The sequence below is a fragment of the Veillonella parvula genome (assembly GCF_902810435.1).
Classification (GTDB): Bacteria; Bacillota; Negativicutes; order Veillonellales; family Veillonellaceae; genus Veillonella.
The window spans coordinates 1,957,972-1,973,717 of sequence record NZ_LR778174.1; the positions used below are offsets into that span (position 1 = coordinate 1,957,972).

12 protein-coding genes and 1 tRNA gene are annotated in these 15,746 nt (G+C 39.1%); 2 read left to right on the forward strand and 11 right to left on the reverse strand.

What is annotated here, in order from left to right:
* The first annotated feature begins 344 nt into the window (after positions 1-344).
* Positions 345-1,337: a hypothetical protein gene (locus tag FNLLGLLA_RS08930; protein ID WP_004694840.1), complete on the forward strand. Its 993-nt coding sequence runs from the start codon at positions 345-347 to the stop codon at positions 1,335-1,337.
* Positions 1,338-1,499: 162 nt separating this feature from the next.
* Here the strand turns inward: FNLLGLLA_RS08930 and FNLLGLLA_RS08935 are convergent, their stop codons facing one another.
* Positions 1,500-2,048: an SGNH/GDSL hydrolase family protein gene (locus FNLLGLLA_RS08935; protein WP_077707759.1), complete on the reverse strand. Its 549-nt coding sequence runs from the start codon at positions 2,046-2,048 to the stop codon at positions 1,500-1,502.
* Between the two features lie 153 nt (positions 2,049-2,201).
* On the reverse strand, positions 2,202-3,428 hold the full coding sequence (locus tag FNLLGLLA_RS08940) for an MFS transporter (RefSeq protein WP_077707760.1): 1,227 nt from the start codon (positions 3,426-3,428) through the stop codon (positions 2,202-2,204).
* A 243-nt stretch (positions 3,429-3,671) separates the two neighbouring features.
* Between FNLLGLLA_RS08940 and dinD the strand changes: the two genes are divergently transcribed.
* Positions 3,672-4,517, forward strand: a complete 846-nt coding sequence (gene dinD / locus FNLLGLLA_RS08945; RefSeq protein ID WP_119562616.1) for a DNA damage-inducible protein D — start codon at positions 3,672-3,674, stop codon at positions 4,515-4,517.
* A gap of 640 nt (positions 4,518-5,157) precedes the next feature.
* Here the strand turns inward: dinD and FNLLGLLA_RS08950 are convergent.
* The 9 genes from FNLLGLLA_RS08950 to rplI all read right to left on the reverse strand — a co-directional run bounded on the left by FNLLGLLA_RS08950 (position 5,158) and on the right by rplI (position 15,745).
* Positions 5,158-5,246 (reverse strand) — tRNA-Ser (locus FNLLGLLA_RS08950).
* A gap of 168 nt (positions 5,247-5,414) precedes the next feature.
* Complete coding sequence (locus FNLLGLLA_RS08955; RefSeq protein ID WP_004694714.1) at positions 5,415-6,368, reverse strand: magnesium transporter CorA family protein; 954 nt, start codon at positions 6,366-6,368, stop codon at positions 5,415-5,417.
* 445 nt (positions 6,369-6,813) lie between these two features.
* Positions 6,814-8,943 carry a heavy metal translocating P-type ATPase gene (locus FNLLGLLA_RS08960; protein WP_174892377.1) on the reverse strand — a complete coding sequence of 710 codons (2,130 nt, stop codon included), beginning with the start codon at positions 8,941-8,943 and terminating at the stop codon, positions 6,814-6,816.
* Positions 8,944-9,198: 255 nt separating this feature from the next.
* Positions 9,199-10,731 carry an ABC transporter permease/substrate-binding protein gene (locus tag FNLLGLLA_RS08965; protein ID WP_156697309.1) on the reverse strand — a complete coding sequence of 511 codons (1,533 nt, stop codon included), beginning with the start codon at positions 10,729-10,731 and terminating at the stop codon, positions 9,199-9,201.
* A 172-nt stretch (positions 10,732-10,903) separates the two neighbouring features.
* Positions 10,904-11,230, reverse strand: coding sequence for a YolD-like family protein (locus FNLLGLLA_RS08970; protein WP_004694706.1), 327 nt, complete (start codon positions 11,228-11,230; stop codon positions 10,904-10,906).
* 56 nt (positions 11,231-11,286) lie between these two features.
* On the reverse strand, positions 11,287-12,570 hold the full coding sequence (locus tag FNLLGLLA_RS08975; RefSeq protein WP_156697310.1) for a Y-family DNA polymerase: 1,284 nt from the start codon (positions 12,568-12,570) through the stop codon (positions 11,287-11,289).
* A gap of 204 nt (positions 12,571-12,774) precedes the next feature.
* Positions 12,775-13,560, reverse strand: coding sequence for a DUF3969 domain-containing protein (locus FNLLGLLA_RS08980; RefSeq protein ID WP_232054989.1), 786 nt, complete (start codon positions 13,558-13,560; stop codon positions 12,775-12,777).
* A gap of 310 nt (positions 13,561-13,870) precedes the next feature.
* Entirely contained in the window at positions 13,871-15,229 is a 1,359-nt protein-coding gene (dnaB, locus tag FNLLGLLA_RS08985; RefSeq protein WP_004694701.1) for a replicative DNA helicase, read from the reverse strand.
* Positions 15,230-15,298: 69 nt separating this feature from the next.
* Positions 15,299-15,745: a 50S ribosomal protein L9 gene (gene rplI, locus FNLLGLLA_RS08990; RefSeq protein WP_004694699.1), complete on the reverse strand. Its 447-nt coding sequence runs from the start codon at positions 15,743-15,745 to the stop codon at positions 15,299-15,301.
* Between the last annotated feature and the right edge of the window lies 1 nt (position 15,746).

Genomic DNA, 15,746 nt, shown 5'->3' on the forward strand with positions numbered 1-15,746 from the left:
CCCTAGTGAAACTTTCACCATCTCAATTGATGTAATTCACAAATGTATATTGCTCATATCATTTAACGCATTAGATATAACACTACACAAATTAGTTGTAGCACTATACGAATTAGATATAGCATTAAACGAAATTTTTCGATATAATAAATTACTATACTGATTATTATTATATAGTAATATGACATTCTATGGCTAATTGTACAATATTTGACTCATCTGATTATATTTATTTATAATTAAGATAATATTTTATATTTTATTTACAATTAGCATGAATTCCTATATAATACAAGTTAGTATCTGTGTTATTTGTAAAATCATGTATTTAGGAGTAAATTATTATGAACAAAAAACATTTAGCAACTGCTTTTGCAGTATTTGCAGCTACAACAATGTCTTTCTCTGCTTTTGCTGCAACTATCGATGCTAATGCACGCGCTTATGAACGTGCTTCAGCAGAGCAATATTCTTATCCTGCACCACAAGCGGCTACGCCAGCTTACCAAACTAGTTATGCCACAAGTGCACCACGTCCTGGTTACAAACCATTGCCAGCAGTGCCTTATACAGCAGGCGATATGGCTCAACAAATGCCTGTATCTAAAGAATTAGGTGATCCAATCTTTGTGGCACCTCAAACAACAGCTGTAGGTCTTCAAATCATGGATCCTATCCCTACTGAAGCCCAACCTGTATACCAAGAAACTGTAAACTCCGTAACAGCTAATGGCAACGGCAGCTCCTACGTTTCTCGCTACAAAGCTAACCAATTGAATGCGTTTGACTTATTGTTAAATGGCAAAACTTATACATATGACTTGCCTGCATACACTAATGGCTACCAAGTTAAAACTGCTAGCTCTTACAACCGTGCTGGCAACGGTGTTGCGAATGTATTCTCTACAAACGTAATCACTGAAGCAGTTGTAAATAACAACTCTTTGCGCATCACTGTAAACATGACTCAACCAACAGCTGTGGCAGCCGCTAAATTGCGTTCCATGCAACAATCTGGTCAAGTAGCAAGTGGTGAAGTAGCTGCATTGTTCGCTTACAATGAAAGCTATGATGGTGTAAAACAAGCAGCTCATTACGATATCTTCAACAACAACGGTCGTTACATTGTTGTTAAATCCGGTGCTGTAACTGTACCAAATGGTGCGCAACACCCTTACGCAACTGCATTATTCGCAGTAACTGAAGACACTGTAGCAGCTGTAACCGTATCTGGCAACACTGCTGAAGCTTCTGATTTAGTAAAAGGCACTGCATACGCAATTGCACAATCTGCTAAGGTGTCCAATAACAAAGTATCTACTAAATCTAAAAAATAATTCGTTACGAATTTATTTTTATCTGGTGAAAGCCCCCAACTTTCACTAGCACAAAAGACTATAAATCACTAACTCCCCCAATGAGGCAACTCATTAGGGGAGTTTTTATGTTCTTTATATTACGTTGTATTATAATCCCGTTCCAGTTCTATTATAGCTCCGTTATAATCGCGTAAAGACCTCTAATGCCTTATACGCCATTAATCGATAACCACGCTCGTTGGGATGAACCTCTCCGGCAAAGACAATTTGTCCAATTTGATCTGCTTCAAACAAGGTAGTATAGAAATCTATAACTTTAATATTATGCGCCTCTGCGTAAGCTTTTAGCTGTTCATTAACCTCTCGTACAACCAGATCCAATCCGTCCATATCGCTATCAATTTGAGTTTCTAAACCGATGATTACCGTCCCTTTTGTACTAGCTAGCTCAATAGCTTTGACCAAAGTCTTGTACACATAGGTACTATCTCGACCTTGTAAAATATCGTTAGTGCCACACATCAAGAAAATATGACGTGTTGGATCGGATACAGCAGTAACCGCCCAATTTTCAATATTATAAATCATACCCTGTACGGAGCAGCCATCTTCACCGTAGTTTGTAAAATTAACACCCTCTATGGATGCATCACAGATTTCGACCCAACCGCGTCCATAGGGCACATCATAGCCACGCGTAATGCTATCGCCAAAACAGATGATTCCCATCTTCACCCCTCCCTCCTGTACTATGACTTAATCATATAATAAAAGAATACCATACACAATATACATATTAATTACAAAAAAGGATCCGTTTTGATCTGCCCTCCAATTAGACGCAATTTTTAGAAGAGCAATTCATGTACGAATCCATTTATATTATTTAAGACGAATAAAGAATAATGCACATGCACCAATAATAGGAGCTATAGCGATAGACATCAAAGACATTTGGTAGCTACCCGTCATGACAAGGACATTGCCCAAGAGAAGTGGTGCCAAGAGTGCACCAATTTGGTTAAACAAGTTTACAAAGCCCGCTGTAGTACCGCGCAAATGAGGTGCTGCAGATTGAACTACGAGAGCATTGGTCAACGCACTATGCATGAAGGCCCCAATACCAAGAATCGGACCTGTTATAAAGAGCATATTTGGATTTGACGTGCTTGCAAACAAAATTAAAGCTGGCCCAAACAAGAACATAACGAGAGCCGCTAAATGGTTCTTCTTAATTGGTAAGATATCAGATAAAATACCGATCGTTGGTTTCGCAATTAGCGCAGCCGTACCGAACACGCTCATGACCTGGCCTGCATAGATAGCCGTTACACCTAATTGTTTAACCATGTATAAGTTCGCCCATTGTGTTACGCCCCAAGTCGTACCTGTTGCGAAGAATCCCGCAATCGCCAAGCAACGAATGTTACGGTTAGAAACGATATGCTTCAAGTTTTCTACTAAAGACGTTTGTCCTACGCCAAGCTTAGCAGCCGCTTCGGAAGCCTCTGCTTCTCGTTGTGCGAGAATTTCTGCACTCGGCTTACGCACCGTGAAGTAACATAATACGAGTACTACCAACGGCAAGATGGCTGTAGCAAGGAATGCAGTTTGCCAACCGTAATGTGTAGCCACATAAGGTGCGTAAAGGTTTACCGTAGTAATACCAAAGGAGGTACAACTCATGAAGATACCTACGGCCGCACCCCGTTGGTTCGGACCGAAGTGATCGCCGATAGCACTCAAACAAGAAGCTTGTACAGGACCAGACATAACGCCTAACAAGAAGCGCAAGCCCCAAGCCATGTTATAGTCTGTAATGGTACTCATCAAAGCCGTTACAGCAGCCATACCAATCAAACTAAACAAGATAGTACGTCTATAACCGATTCTATCGGCTAAAATACCGCCTGGTAATACCGTTAACGCATAACCAAAGTAAAAGGCCGAAATATGTTGAGACCCCATTTTAGCTGTAAAATGCAATGCCTCATTGAGGATAGGCATAACAGATGCCCAAGACAAGCGCATAACAAAGCTCAACAAGAACGTGAGCCACACGCTAAGGAGAATTAATATTTGAGTTCGCGAGAAACTAAGTCGATTCATACGAGCTCCTTTCTACAGAATATCTAATAAATATATCGATAGCATATCATAGTGAGTAAAGATTGGCTACATAAAACTATTCTCTCTATCGTCAATTCTCATTTGCTTTCACCTATGCTATACTGAAAGCAATAAAGAGTCTTTGTTGTTAATATTCATAGTATAATTTAGTATCTCCAGCAATATAACTATAGATGCTAAAAATATTACTAATCTGTAATTACCCGCATAGGAGATTGTATTATGTTTTTCTTTAATGATATTCAGCCCATAGGCAATAATACTGAAAACTCTTTCGACTCTATCAAACAAATTGATGCTAATGGAAATGAATTTTGGTATGCACGAGATTTACAAGCTATTTTAGAATATACAAAATGGGATAACTTCTTAAATGTTATTGAAAAAGCCAAAATAGCTTGTCAAAATAGCGAATTATCTATTTCCGACCATTTTGCCGACGTCGGGAAAATAGTACATGTTGGGGTTGCTAATAGAGAGATACAAGATATTGTATTATCTAGATATGCTTGTTACCTGATAGCGATGAATGGCGATTCAAAAAAATCGGTTATCGCACAGGCCCAAACCTATTTTGCAGTTAAAACTCATGAACGTGAAATGCAAGAACAATTTATATCCTTGTCCGAGGATGAACGTCGATTACTAATCAGGCAAGATATAAAGGAACATAATACAGCATTATCAGAAGCAGCCAATAATGCAGGAGTTGAAACACCTCAGGACTTTGCTAAATTCCATAACTCAGGCTATCAAGGTTTATATGGTGGCTTAGGTAACAAGGAAATCCATAAGCGAAAAGGGCTGAAACCTTCACAAAAAATATTAGATCATATGGGAAGTGAGGAATTAGCGGCCAATTTGTTTAGATTAACACAAACAGAAGGCAAATTACGTCGCGATAATATTCAAGGTAAAGAAAATGCAAACATAGCGCATCGAGAAGTCGGTGCAAAAGTGCGTCAAACAATTAAAGAATTAGGTGGTACTATGCCTGAAGACCTACCTACTCCACCAAAAAGTATTAAACAATTAGAAAAAGAACAGAAAAAGTTAGAAAAAAAATAATCTCTTTCCCCATACAATTGCCATTAAAAACATTTGCTATACTGGCATATATATCAAAAAGCAATAGACTTACTTGTATCAAATGTTATAAACCATTGCCAAAACTTAAAGAAAAACTTCATGTATATACGAAAGATAATTTTGATAAATCTATCTATCAATGCTTTTATAGTCAATATATTATCAAAGCGTATCTTTATTAATTACTCATATAAATAAGATATAAATTCATGTTAAAAGCACCCCGCCATCAACATTTAACTAACGACATTGGTCAACGTGATTTACATGACCACCTTATGCAAGTCATTGCAATCATGAGAATTTCCAAAAACTGGAGTGATTTTATGAATAATTTTGAGAAGGTATTTGTTAACTTTGTTCAAGATAAGATAGATTTTGACAGTACATTTTAGTGTTAGTTTATAGAATATAAATAAAATGCCCCCATTACATACTGCATACAATGGGGGCAAATTATTTTATTCTTTTGGTGGCAAAATGGTGGCAAAATTGTGTTATAATTCGTTACAATTCGTTATAATTCCAACTCCATAATATCATTATAAACCTTTATTTTTACTGTGTTTGTTGTGGTTCGTTACAATTTGTTATAATCTGTGATAGTTGTATGTATTGGTGGCGGAGAGGGTGGGATTCGAACCCACGGCCCCTTGCGGAGTCACTGGTTTTCAAGACCAGCTCCTTAAACCACTCGGACACCTCTCCATAACGGTACTATTATATCAAATTGACCTAATAATAAGCAATAACGTAATACGTAAAGAAGCAATAATATAATACATAAGCAAGCAAAAAAGCCGACTTGCAGCCAGCTTTTTCATTTGTATTTAACATTTAGTATTGCCCTAATCTTTTAGTTATTTGTCATATATGCTAGAATAGGTCTTTTTTCCACATGCCTATGATAGCAATGATGGAACACACCACGGAAATACCTACTACTTCGTAGAATCCATTCGGATCATCCTGGAACGGCAACGCCACATTCGTTCCCCACAGACTGAATATGATTGTGGGCACCGCCAAAGTAATCGTAAGGGCCGCCAACATTTTCATAACCATGTTGAGGTTGTTAGAGATGATAGATGTGAAGGCGTTCATCATGTTCATCAAGATATTGGAATACATTTCAACCATCTCGATGGCCTGTTTATTCTCGATGATAACGTCCTCTAGTAAATCTTCATCCTCTTCGTACATCTTGAGCAAATGTCTATAAGTGCTGTGACCACGCAAGCGCAATAGGCGTTCCATAACAGTTCCATTCGTACGCAACGCAGAGGTAAAGTATGTCATGGATTTCTGTAATTCCAATAGTTGGAAGAAGTCTTTATTCTTCGTTGTATGACGCAACTGAACTTCAATATCGTCGGTACGGCGATTAATTTGTTGCAAATAACGTAAGAACAATGTGGCTGTACGGTACAAGATTTGGAACAAGAACCGCGTCTTTTTATATGTATAGAATGTAGACAGTTGGTTTGAAATGAACGGATACAACACCTCGGATTCTTCAAGACATACAGTAATGAAGAAGTCAGGCGTCAAAAAGATACCGAGCGGCACCGTATCGTACATATCATTACCGCGAATCGCAGGAATGTTGATAACCACGAAAATATAGTTGTCCTCTAACTCCACGTGAGAACGTTCTTCCATATCGAGGGCGGTCTTTAAAACGTCCGTTGGAATTTCCGTCAAAATATTGATGAGGGACAACTCATCGGGGTCTGGGTTCACCAAATTTACCCAAGAACCTTTTGTGGCATCTGATACAGTGCAGTCCGAAACTAACTCTTCTTCTATGTGTTTGTACACCGTGATCATGCTATCCCTCCTTTCAACGAACATATAGTAATCATCTAATAAATTATATACTATTTTATAGCTATTATTCAATTCAATTGTGAAAGTTTTGTTTATGTAGTATATACATAAATCACTTTATGTCTATTAACAATGCACAATTGTATATGTTAAAAGCATCTCAAAACATCCTTTTATCAAATCTACCAAAAAATCTAGCGAGCACATAGATTAATAAAGCTGCTAAACTAAAAAATCCACCAAAAGATTAAACCACTAAAACTTACAGTGAGTAAGTATGCAAACAAATAATCAGCAATATATCATTAGGTTAAATCTTATAAAAATAACCTCTATACTAGCTTATCGCTAATATAGAGGTTATTTGTTTTATCCTACTCTGTCAAATCAGAATCATGTCATTTGTTATATTTCTGCATTAATCTATAAGATTACTTTCACCAAATTAACGGCGCAAGATACGAATAGAGTTCAAAATACAAAGAATGGATACGCCAGTATCACCGAATACCGCCCACCACATGGATGCATAGCCCATAAGGCCTAGCGCCATGATAAGAATTTTAACGGCAATAGCGAATACTACATTTTGCCAAGCAACACGCAATGTTGCTTTGGACAAGTCTAGGATATGTGCAATGGCAGTCAAGGATGGACGCATGAACACAACATCTGCCGCCTCGATAGCCGCATCAGCACCACTACCCATCGCGCCACCTACATCAGCACCTGCAAGTACTGGAGCATCGTTGATGCCATCCCCTACGAACATAGTTGGACCATATTCAGAGCGAATATCTTGTACAACAGACAATTTATCTTGAGGCAACAACTGAGCACGTACAGCACTTACGCCAGTTTCTTTAGCAATGTAATTTGCACTTGCTTCAGCATCACCTGTAAGCATAACAGTTTTAATATCTTGACCATTAAGATTAGCAATCGCTTCAGCAGAGTCTGGGCGAGCTTCATCGGCGATGATGATACGACCTAAGTATGTATTACCTTCTGCGACAAGAACTTCTGTGCCATATTCAGCAGCTTCTGTTGGATAGCCTTGCACATTATAGCGTTCCATAAGACGACGGTTACCAATAAGTACTTGTTGACCATCTGCCATACCTACCATACCTTCACCAGCTAACTCTTGAACGAAATCAGAAGGTTCCACTGTAAGGCCTTGATCTTTTGCTTCAGACACGATGCTTGTTGCGATTGGATGTGTAGAAACGGCTTCGATAGCTGCCGCCATGGATAACAATTGACTGGAACTTACATGAGAGCCTACAGTTTCTACGCTGTGAACTTTGAACTCACCAGATGTGATAGTACCAGTTTTATCAAGAGCTACTGCTTTCACATTAGCCAACGCCTCGATAACTCGACCACCTTTTAATAAGATACCGTGTTTAGACGCATTGCCGATACCGGAGAAGAATGCAAGTGGCACGCTAAGCACCAATGCACATGGGCAAGAAATAACGAGGAATGTTAAGGCTGTGTAGATCCATTTATGCCATTCACCAGTAATAAGGGATGGGATGATAGCTACAGCCAATGCAAAAGCTACAACGATTGGTGTGTATACGCGAGCAAAACGAGTAATGAAACGGTCGATTTTAGGTTTAGAGGATGCTGCATTTTCCACGGCATCAAGAATTTTAGTAACCATGGATTCTTCAAGAACCTTATCTACACGCATTGTAATGCGACCAGATTCGTTGATACAACCAGACATAAGTTGAGTGCCAGGTACGGCGCGAACAGGTACAGGTTCACCTGTTACAGGTGCTGTATTAACGCGTGTTTCACCTTCAAGCACTGTGCCGTCTAGAGGAATTAAATCGCCAGGACGAACTTCGATAGTCCAGCCTACTTCAACCTTTTCAGGAGCCATAACTACGATTTCACCACCGCAGTCTGTATCTACAACGCGCACCTCTTGAGGACGCATATCAACAGCGTTCATGATTTCTGTACGACTACGATCAGTTGCTTTTTCTTCGAAGAACTCACCGATACGGTAGAACAAGATAACGCCTACGGCCTCAGGCAATGCATCGATAGCAATAGCACCCAATGTAGCGATAGACATCAAGAAGTTCTCGTCGAACACTTGGCCTTTTAAGATATTGCGACCTGCGATGCGCAATACTGGGAACGCAAGAAGAATATACGCAACATAGTAAATTGGAGTTTCAATACTCTCTGGTAAGCTGATGGATGGGACAAAGGATGACAAAACATCATAAATCATAAATAACAAGCCTGCTACGATGACTGCAATTGTTACAGCATCACCATCACGATCCTGGTCAGGACCATGATCATCCATAGCCGCTTTGGATTTACGTTCATAATCTGCTACGGTTATGTCCTCTTCGATGGCATCACAAATGTCTTGAATGTCACGTTTAAGAGCTTCACGGTCTTCCCAAGAGCCGGTTAATTTTAATTGATGTGTAGCAAGTGTGAAATTGGCAGTCTCTACCACATCCATTTTACAGATACGATCTTCAATTTTTGCTGCGCAGTTCGGACAGTTCAAATCCTTCAATAACAATGTTTCTTCCATGATATCTCCTTTGATAATAGTGAACGCTTCTATCCTGTATTGTAAGTTAATAGGTAATATTTTTCTAATACTTATTAGACATATCTTGTTTCATATCTTGTTATATATGTTCCTAAACATTTTTCATCAGATATTTTTATTTATATGAATACCTGTTCATATGTTTATATTACATCAAAGGAGATTAAATGTCAATACAAAATCATATTCAACATATATCAAATTTTATTTACTTTAGTTCTAACTATATTCACCTTATATCAAATTTCGTTCTACCAGGAATTTATGTGCTACATCAGCTGGTAGTTGATGTTCCGTTTCAACGGCGTAATTCATCTTCGCCATCTCTTGATCTGTAATCGTATGATTCAAACTTTCTAATACAGGGCGCAGTTCAGGATGAGCAATCAATACTTCGCTACGTACCACATTGCCAGACATATAAGATGGATATAAATGTTTATCATCTTGTAACACCGTAATCGGTGCGATACTTAATTGACCATCAGTCGTGAATATCGGCATTACATCCACCTCATCACGACTAATAGCCGTATATTTTAGCCCTATATCCATATCTTTAGTAGCTTTAAATCTCATGCCATACACGCGTTGTAATCCAGCATAGCCATCTTCACGTCCAAAGAAATCATATTCCCCTCCTAATGTTAGGGATGGTGCTATACGAGCAAGATCAGAATACGTTTTTACGCCATAACTCTGAGCAATTTCATTACGCACCCCTATGCCATAGGTATTATTAAAACCGTACATGCCGACCCACTCAAAATTATATTTCTCTTTATAGGCCTGTGAAAGCTCATTAAATAGACTTTCATCATACGTATCCGTACGTTTTAGCACAGCAGACCAAGCTGTACCAGTATATTCAGGATATATATCAAATTGGCCAGAAAGCATAGCTGGTTGAATATTTGATGTACCACCACCGACACCTTCTGTAACCTCTACGGTTAAATCAGTCTTCTTCTCGATCAATTCTTTTAAAACATTCCCCAAAATAAGCTGTTCCGTCATGGGTTTCGTTGCAATATGAATAACATCGGTCTTCACATGACGGCAATACATAGCCCAACCACCTATACCCATCGCAATTATCATCATCATCGAAACAAATATAATCGTATAGCGCTTCATATGAGGGCTAATACGCGTTACTCTTTCACCTAAAGAAAAGAGAGCATCAACGGTAATGGCTAATAGGGCAATCAGTAGACTGCCTGCAATTGTCAAAGCACTTTGATTCGTTGTAATCCCCCTATAAATCGCTACACCTAAGCCACCAGCACCAATAAAGGACGCAATACCTGTCAAGGCAATGGTCATAACGAGCATGGTCCGTATACCAGCCATAATAGTCGGCATAGCCAAAGGAATCTCTATATTCCACAAACGTTGAATCCGCGTGAGCCCTAATGCAATCCCCGCTTCACACATGGCTTGATCAATCTGGTTAAGACCAGTAAATGTATTTCGTACCATCGGTAATAAAGCATATATAACCAATGCAATGATAGCCGTCGTATTACCAACACCTGATACGTACAACAAAAGGCCTAACATCGATATAGATGGAATTGTATATAGGAAATTAACCACTACCATAACTGGCGCAGCTAGCCGTTTATATTCGTATATAAACACACCCAATAAGCCACCGATGATGGTAGCAATAACAGAAGCTAATACTGAAATTTCTATATGCTCCCATAATAGCTGGAGGAAAAAATCATAGCGATTTATAAGTAATGATATGACATCATGCATTACATACACCGCCTTTCTAAGTCAAAAACACGAAAAATTATATAGGTATATTAGAGTCAACAAAACTAAAGAAATCTTTATAAAGCTATATTTACCCATGATACTATTGTATACCTAATTATTTCTTAACTCTAGTCTATTTACCATACACAGTAAAAGCCATCATTTATATTTATATATCATACAAGTTTAGCTCTTTAATATATCTGAAAGGAATAACAGTTCCTTGTACAGATAGAATTTGTAATTGCTCACTAATCATATCAACAGCTCCTATAAGTTCCGTATATTTTCGTTTGTTGTAGTAAACGATTCGTACCCACTCCCCACAACGTACAGATTGTAAAACTGTATTTAACTCGTCTATTTGATCCTCTGATAACTCTGCCCGATTTTCTTTTGGCTTTGCTACAGCGGCTAATAACGCTTCAAATCCCCTCAATGCCGCAAAGGGCATAAATTGTTTTGCTCGCTGTAACCGAGACATGCGATGTTTCATTAATGTATACCTCCCCTTACGCGACTAATGTATTTCCAATGTATCCATTATAATATCTATTCCCCATTATGACCGCCTACCAAGGTATTTCTAAAGCGCATGGTTCCTTCCTCTTGTAAGCTCGATGCACGCAAAATAGAATTCTTACCAAACTGTTTCTTAATGGATAGCATAGCCTCTTGTACCTGTCGCTCTTTTTCCTCTTCATTTGTAGTAAGAGTGCTAAATAGGTCCACCTCTTGAGGTATGGCGGATCGATTGACTAAATCCTCAAAGCTGACCCCTATACGCCGTATGAGCTCATTCTTATGGCAATGCTGCTCGTATAATTTAATAACCGCCGTCGTCAAGGTCTGTAGAGAATCTGTATACTGCTTAAGCTTTTTAGAACCTCCTGTAGAGCGCATCATTTCATTAGCATAGCCGATATGAACATAGATATGATTTGTAACCCCTTTAATTTGTAAAAGCTCTAACACCAAGGACTCTACCATTTCACGCATAGGCACGCATGCCTCTTCATAGGTATAATTGCGCAACAAAATCTGACTGTGCGAGATAGAGTGCTTAATGGGGCGATACGCATGGATATCCGCAATCGTACAAGGCTCACGGCCCCAAGCATGGTCAATGATGAGCTCTGCATTAATGCCAAACTCCTTGTACAACTTCGCTTCTGGAATCATGGTAATACCATGTAAATCATAAGCACCATACTTATGCAAACGATTAGCTATGCCCTTACCAATCTGCCATATATCGGTCAAGGGCTGATGATACCAAATTTTCTCTTTAAAAAGGCTTTCATCAAGATAACCTATAAAATCAGGTGCATGTTTCGCCAAAATATCGAGGGCAATCTTGGCGAGAAACAAATTCGTTCCAATCCCAACGGTGGCATAAATCTTCGTTGCCGCTAGCACCGCATCAAGCAACATCTGCGCCAACTGACGAGGCGTCTTTTTATATAATGGCAAATAAGGCGTGATATCGATGAAATACTCGTCGATAGAGTACACATGTACATCTTCGGGCGCCACATACTTGAGCAAGGTTCCATAAATCTCAGCAGATACCTGCATATACCGCTTCATATGTGGCTTCACCGTCAAATACTCAATATGCGGTGGAATCTGAAATAATCGGCTGCGATTTTTAACACCTAACTTTTTTAAGGCTGGAGAAATAGCCAACGTAATAGCCCCCTTGCCACGAGAACCATCGGCCACCACCAAAGGTGTTGTAAACGGATCCAGTCCCAAATCGGCGCATTCTACAGATGCGTAAAAACACTTCAAATCAATACACATATACAGCCGATCCGTATCACCTGAACCCATACAAACACCCCCTAAACCGCTAAACAACGGGCTTTTACAAAAAACAGAACACAAAAATTTCTATGATTAGTATAACAAAAACCGAGAGTATTTTCAAACATATGTTTGTTTTTATAACAGTAAATTTTGAACATAAAAAATAAAAAGAGTACCTACTATTAGACATCAAATCTAATAGTAGGTACTCTTAAGTACGCATATAACTTAACCCAATATGGTTTCTTTAGGACTTGTATAATAAACTAAACCCTTTTCACTACTATAATCCATGCTAGACTCTTTGCGGCTACAAAAGTGACCTCTAAGGTCTATAGAAATCTTTCTTAACCACAATTGTTGTCGTTTATTGCTCAAAAAATCTTTTCCGTTATCACAAGAATCAAATAATTCAAGAGCTTCACTAAAAACCTCGGACTCACCACAGTTTATAGCTCGAAGATTAGTAAGGTAGTTACGCTTAAAAGCATCAAAGGCATCAACGCAATACTCACCTAACTCAATCAAAAACACGGTATACCCTAGCATAAAAATCATCATGATTTGCTCAAAACTATGATGAGATACAAAAGAAATATAGAGATGATCAATACTATCCGTATTAGGTACATCAAACAAATTAAAATCATTAATACAAGTATGATATGAGGACTCCATTAATCTAGATACACAATCCAGTTCCAAGGAATCTATCGCATCACGCAAATGACCTTCCCAATCAAAGTCTTCAAACCACTCTGCTGCATCAACAATATCTTCCATTCCCATACCTTGGAAAACAATCTCCCTTAAGTCCTTTGACAACCGGTATTCATCAATTAAATCTATCATAGACAAATGATAATGTAGACTCTCAAATACGCCTAGACTAATACGCTTGTATTTATAAGCCTCTGCAGCACCTAATCCAACCAGCAACAAATAAAACTCAATATTTTGTTTTCCACTAATAGTTAAATTCATCATACAAAGGATGGAAACCTTATATTCCACCTCACAATACTTACGTATTGTACGACACTATAAAATCTATCTAGTACTATTATACACTTGAATACGATTTATTTTCTACTAGTATAACGCCAAAACTTCTATTATCTTCTCTCCCAACAATACAACGAAAACTATCGAGTGCCACTATATTGATGGGACACCTTCATATGTACAGTGATAAAAAGAAAGGACTATACTTATGCAGCGACATCAGGTCACGAGGAGCAAAGAAGTATAGTCCTTTCTTTTTAATTAAAATGTAGCTATGTCACGGGGCCCCATCAATATAGGCACGCCCCGATAGTTTTCATTATTGTTCCGGCCCTAGGTCTCGGAATTCTACGTCTCTAAATTGTGTTAATTCTCCAACGAATTGGAGTTCCACGGTACCGACGGAGCCATTACGGTGTTTACGAATGAGGACTTCTGCATTGTCCCCTTTTTCGGAGTTTTCATCGTAATATTTATCACGGTACAAGAAGATAACGATATCTGCATCCTGCTCGAGGGAGCCAGATTCACGAAGGTCCGAAAGCACAGGCCGTTTATCTGGTCTGCTTTCAACACTACGAGACAACTGCGACAAAGCGATAACCGGCACGTTAAATTCACGAGCAATCAATTTAAGATTACGAGAGATTTCGGACACCTCTTGTTGACGGTTTTCGCTACCCTTACCAGCATTTCGACCTTGCATCAACTGAATATAATCGACGATAACGAGATCAAGGCCATGTTCCACCTTGAGACGGCGCAACTTAGAACGCATATCTTGTACAGTAAGGCCCGGTGTATCATCGATAAAAAGCTTGGATTTGCTCATGCGGTCCGCTGCGGCAATCACCTTTTCCCAGTCAGCAGGATCCATATTCGCACGGCGCAATTTTTCAGAGCTCACACCTGCCACGGAGGACAAAATACGGCCCACAAGCTGTTCCTTGCCCATTTCTAGGGAAAAGAACGCCACCGTCTTGTCGTACAACATCGTTACATTTTGAGCAATGTTCAAGGTGAAAGCTGTTTTCCCCATGGCAGGACGAGCTGCTACGAGGATGAGGTCAGATTTTTGTAAGCCGTTAAAAATGTGGTCCACATCTTTAAAGCCTGTTGGCACGCCTGTAATAGCGCCATCATGCTGTTGCAATGCATTAAGTTTATCTAGATTAGATAAAACCACTTCCCCAATGGCAGCAAAGGATGATTCAGACTGGGTTTGACCGCTTACATCTAATACCATTTGCTCTGCCTTGTTAAGGATAGCCGTCGGCTCATCTTCGCCAGCATACGTCATGCCAACAATTTTATTTCCTGCATCGATGAGGCGCCGCAACTGAGCTTTCTCGCTAATGATTTTCGCATGTTCCTCAACATTGTATGACACCGATTCATTCGCAAGAGATGTAATATAAGCAAGACCTCCTACCGCATCGAGGCGCTTACGACGATCTAGCTCTTCACCAACGGTAATAAAGTCAGCTGTCTTATTGGCATGCACGATTTCTAAAATGGCATCGTAAATAATACGATGTGCATCGCGGTAAAAATCTTCAGATTTAAGAATACTTGTCACCGTATCTACAACGGCGCCCATATTGGATCCATTAGTTAATAAAGCCCCCAAAACGGCCTTTTCCGCATCTAAATTATGCGGCGGAATGCGTACATCCATGATAATCCCCTTCACACAACCACTATGGATAAAAGAATTCACCATACTCCAAGAGCATGGTGAATACTATTATTCGGCTACCACATTAACCTTGATAGTACTTGTAATTTCAGGATGAACACGCACTAGTACGTCATGTACGCCCAATGTTTTCAATGGTTCTTTAATTTCGATTTTCTTTTTATCAATATCTACTTTATATTGAGCTTTAGCAGCATCGGAAATATCTTTAGCAGTAACGGAACCGAATACGCGACCTTCTTCGCCCATGCGAACTTTTACAGTCACTTCAACCTTAGTCAATTGAGCGGCCAAGATCTTAGCTTCGTCATTTGCAACGGCTTTATTATGAGCAATGGATTCTTGTTTTTGTTTCGCATTATTTACGTTAGTTGCTGTACCTTCAAGGCCGAGGCCTTTCTTGATCAACACGTTACGGCCATATGCGTCACTAACTTCAACGATTTCGCCTTTTTTACCAACTTTTTTAACGTCTTCTAACAATACTACTTTCATT

Excerpts from the sequence above, each read along its gene's own strand:
- FNLLGLLA_RS08930 (WP_004694840.1), top strand. The coding sequence starts at position 345 with ATGAACAAAAAACATTTAGCAACTGCTTTTGCAGTATTTGCAGCTACA.
- FNLLGLLA_RS08935 (WP_077707759.1), bottom strand. The coding sequence starts at position 2,048 with ATGGGAATCATCTGTTTTGGCGATAGCATTACGCGTGGCTATGATGTG.
- FNLLGLLA_RS08940 (WP_077707760.1), bottom strand. The coding sequence starts at position 3,428 with ATGAATCGACTTAGTTTCTCGCGAACTCAAATATTAATTCTCCTTAGC.
- dinD (WP_119562616.1), top strand. The coding sequence starts at position 3,672 with ATGTTTTTCTTTAATGATATTCAGCCCATAGGCAATAATACTGAAAAC.
- FNLLGLLA_RS08955 (WP_004694714.1), bottom strand. The coding sequence starts at position 6,368 with ATGATCACGGTGTACAAACACATAGAAGAAGAGTTAGTTTCGGACTGC.
- FNLLGLLA_RS08960 (WP_174892377.1), bottom strand. The coding sequence starts at position 8,943 with ATGGAAGAAACATTGTTATTGAAGGATTTGAACTGTCCGAACTGCGCA.
- FNLLGLLA_RS08965 (WP_156697309.1), bottom strand. The coding sequence starts at position 10,731 with ATGCATGATGTCATATCATTACTTATAAATCGCTATGATTTTTTCCTC.
- FNLLGLLA_RS08970 (WP_004694706.1), bottom strand. The coding sequence starts at position 11,230 with ATGAAACATCGCATGTCTCGGTTACAGCGAGCAAAACAATTTATGCCC.
- FNLLGLLA_RS08975 (WP_156697310.1), bottom strand. The coding sequence starts at position 12,570 with ATGGGTTCAGGTGATACGGATCGGCTGTATATGTGTATTGATTTGAAG.
- dnaB (WP_004694701.1), bottom strand. The coding sequence starts at position 15,229 with ATGGATGTACGCATTCCGCCGCATAATTTAGATGCGGAAAAGGCCGTT.
- rplI (WP_004694699.1), bottom strand. The coding sequence starts at position 15,745 with ATGAAAGTAGTATTGTTAGAAGACGTTAAAAAAGTTGGTAAAAAAGGC.